Source organism: Campylobacter concisus, assembly GCF_902460575.1.
Lineage (GTDB): Bacteria > Campylobacterota > Campylobacteria > Campylobacterales > Campylobacteraceae > Campylobacter_A > Campylobacter_A concisus_AW.
Genome location: NZ_CABPUY010000004.1, coordinates 48,818 through 51,637, shown reverse-complemented (window position 1 = coordinate 51,637; position 2,820 = coordinate 48,818). Strand labels below are relative to the sequence as shown.

Here is a 2,820-nt window from a genome sequence, read left to right as displayed (position 1 = left end):
CATTACATCACATGCAGTATGTTACATTATGAATTTATTTGTTATAATCCAATAAATTTAATGCCAGTTTCTAGCATATTTATCAACATTTTTAGTATGTTGATAAACTTACTTAGCAAGCTCGGACCGAGCTTGCTGCAAGGTCTTGGCCAGACGGGCAAAATTTTTATTTAGAAAGATACAACTTAAACAAAATTTTATCCTTAAAGATGACCTTTGTCGATAAAATGTCTAAGTTTTATTTAAGATAAATATTATTTTAGGACGCTCAAAATTTCACTCATAAAATTTCTTACTTTTAAAACAATAATCCCTATCCATAAAATGCTAAAATAGCAAGCAAAATATAAATGGCTAAATTTACAAATGCTAGAGAGCGACCTTTGGGAGTCGGCGGATCTTTTGCGTTCAGGCTCAAACCTCATATCTCATCAATACTGCATGCTGGTGCTTGGTCTTATCTTTTTGCGATACGCTCTGGGGCGAGCTACCTGAGTGCTATGATGATATAAGTATCTCGGCGTGCAGAGAGAAAATTTACGAGTATGTCTATATGAGATATAGGAGTGTTGCGTAAAATATATCGTAAGCTTAGCAAGGCCGTGTAAATTTGACTACGAATTCACACGGCTGGCTATGCATTGTAAATTTTAAAGAATACTTGCTACCCCATCTCCATCCCAGCATCATCTTTTGTAAATTTACCTCTTAGCTCTGGCATCTCATTTACTATCATCTCTTTTAGCTCAGGATTGGTGCTTGCTATTTCTAGTAAGAGACCTAAGCTTTTGTCATTAAGGTCTCTTAGCCCAGTATTTTCACTTTGAAGACTTTCGGTTTTACGTGTTAGAGATTGGTTTTCTCTCACTTTGCTCTTTATCAATGCATTTTGTTCATCTATCTTTGTTTGCTGATTGGCATGTGCTTTTACTCTATTTTTAAGATGCGTTATCTCATTATCTTGCTCAGCTTGGGTCTCTCTTAAACTATCTAGCTCTTTTTCTAGCAGCTCTTTTTCTTTTAAGACTTCTATATTTTTCTTTTTATATTCCTCTATGATCTTGTTTTGTTCTGTTACTTGCTCATCAAGAAGCTCTGCCTTTTCTTTTAGCTGTTCGTCTGATGTGATGGTTATATTCTCTTGCATTTGTTCAAAAACAGAATTTCTAAGACCTACTATTAAAGCTCTTTTTTCATTTGGCTCTAACCTAAAGTACTCGTCGCCCAACAAAGGCTCTTTCTTTTGCATATACTTATTTGCTTCCGCTTCTATAAGCTTTTGAATTTTCTCTTTTAACTCTTGCTCACTCTTATATTCACTTGCTATTTGGTGCATTTTGGTTAAATTCTTATGTCTATTTTTACCTGGCTTACCGCGAAGTACCTGACCTTCAAATGCCTCGGCTCCCATATCTTGCAGCTCTTGGCCAAATTTTGCTGTTTTTGACCTGCCGCTAAATCTCAAATTTGCATGCTTCTCAAAGTTGTAGTTTGTAAAGATGATGTGATAGTGCTTGGTCTTTTCGTCATTATGCTCAGCCACAAGCAGACACTTTGCGCCATACTTCGCGCAGTATGCGTTTATAAATCTCATTACTCTATCCATATGTATGTTTTCATTTATAAATTTTGACTCTTCGTCGTTTAGCCCTTCTTTTGGCTCCTTCTCTCTGTCTGTACCAAACGTGATGATGACTTCACAAAAACCAGCCATATCTTTGCGCCAAGCTCTACGTATAACTATATCTTTACCTTGTCGTTTTTGTGTGTAGGATTGCTTGGCATAGTCTTCTTCAAAGCTATCCTGAAAGCCTTTAAGTAATTTCTTTACAAAAGCCATATTATGTAGTTCATCATCTTTGCTGTTAGCATCTCTCATATTACCATTGCCATTAAATTCACTTAGGAGCTTGTAGCGATTAATAGAGATTGGATTCTTGTTGAGATACTTTATATGCTCGGTTTGATTTTTCTCACGGCACGCATGTGCAAATCTACCTATAGCTCTACCATATGTTAAAAAACCCGACCTTACGTTTAAAACTAGGTTGTGATCATTTATTGTATATGCATTAGCCATGGCAAATCACCTCACTACATAAACTTTCTTCCTTGCTAGCGGTGCTAGTTACTATTAATGAAAATTTTTTCATTTTTATCCTTTTAAAAAGTATTTATAGTAATTACACCAATTTTGGAAAAAATCTGCGCTAGAAATGCAAATTTTAGTGAAAAAATATGTTATTTAAGAAGAACAAATTAAAAATAGTAAAAGGATAGAGCTTAAAACTACGTATTTAAGGGGATTCTAGATAAAAAGCTAGAAGTAAAAATTTAAAGCAAATCTATTTTTTATGGTATTAAAAGGACGATGGCTTTATAATCATTGGAATTTTTAAGAGACTGTCCCACTTTAGTAACTAAGTGTCCCACTCTTAAAGGAAATTTTAAAGAAAGGGAAAGAACAAAATCATCACTGCTAGTGCCTAAAATAGGGTGTTATGGTGTCACGGGGGAGACTTGAACTCCCGACCTCCGGCTTATGAGGGTTTAAAAATAAACCTTGTGTAAGCACCAAAAAGACGGTACACAGCCAGTTTCACACTAGGTATCTGCTACATTTTGCTACAAAGTTATATTGCATAGGTAACAAAGATGCAATATCTAGTCAAACGAAATGGCATATACTACTTTAGAGTAGCTATCCCACTATATCTGAGGCCTTATTTTGGTAATAAAACCGAATACATAACCTCCTTCCTCACAAAACGCTTTGATACAGCAAAAAATCGTGCTAAGATCTACTCTATAATTTTTAAC

3 protein-coding genes are annotated in these 2,820 nt (G+C 35.1%); 2 read left to right on the top strand and 1 reads right to left on the bottom strand.

Annotation, left to right across the window (positions count from 1 at the left end; translation table 11 throughout):
- Positions 1-451 precede the first annotated feature (451 nt).
- Positions 452-577: a hypothetical protein gene (locus F3G76_RS10970; protein ID WP_262974847.1), complete on the top strand. Its 126-nt coding sequence runs from the start codon at positions 452-454 to the stop codon at positions 575-577.
- A gap of 87 nt (positions 578-664) precedes the next feature.
- Here F3G76_RS10970 and F3G76_RS10150 read toward each other — a convergent pair whose 3' ends face one another.
- The gene (locus tag F3G76_RS10150; protein ID WP_149706648.1) at positions 665-2,080 is read right to left on the bottom strand and encodes a plasmid recombination protein; all 1,416 of its coding nucleotides are present in this window, start codon (positions 2,078-2,080) and stop codon (positions 665-667) included.
- 575 nt (positions 2,081-2,655) lie between these two features.
- Between F3G76_RS10150 and F3G76_RS11030 the strand changes: the two genes are divergently transcribed.
- On the top strand, positions 2,656-2,820 hold a 165-nt coding region (locus F3G76_RS11030; RefSeq protein ID WP_317454271.1), incomplete at its 3' end, for a DUF6538 domain-containing protein.

Coding starts and splice junctions, on each gene's coding strand:
- F3G76_RS10150 (WP_149706648.1), bottom strand. CDS start 2,080: ATGGCTAATGCATATACAATAAATGATCACAACCTAGTTTTAAACGTA.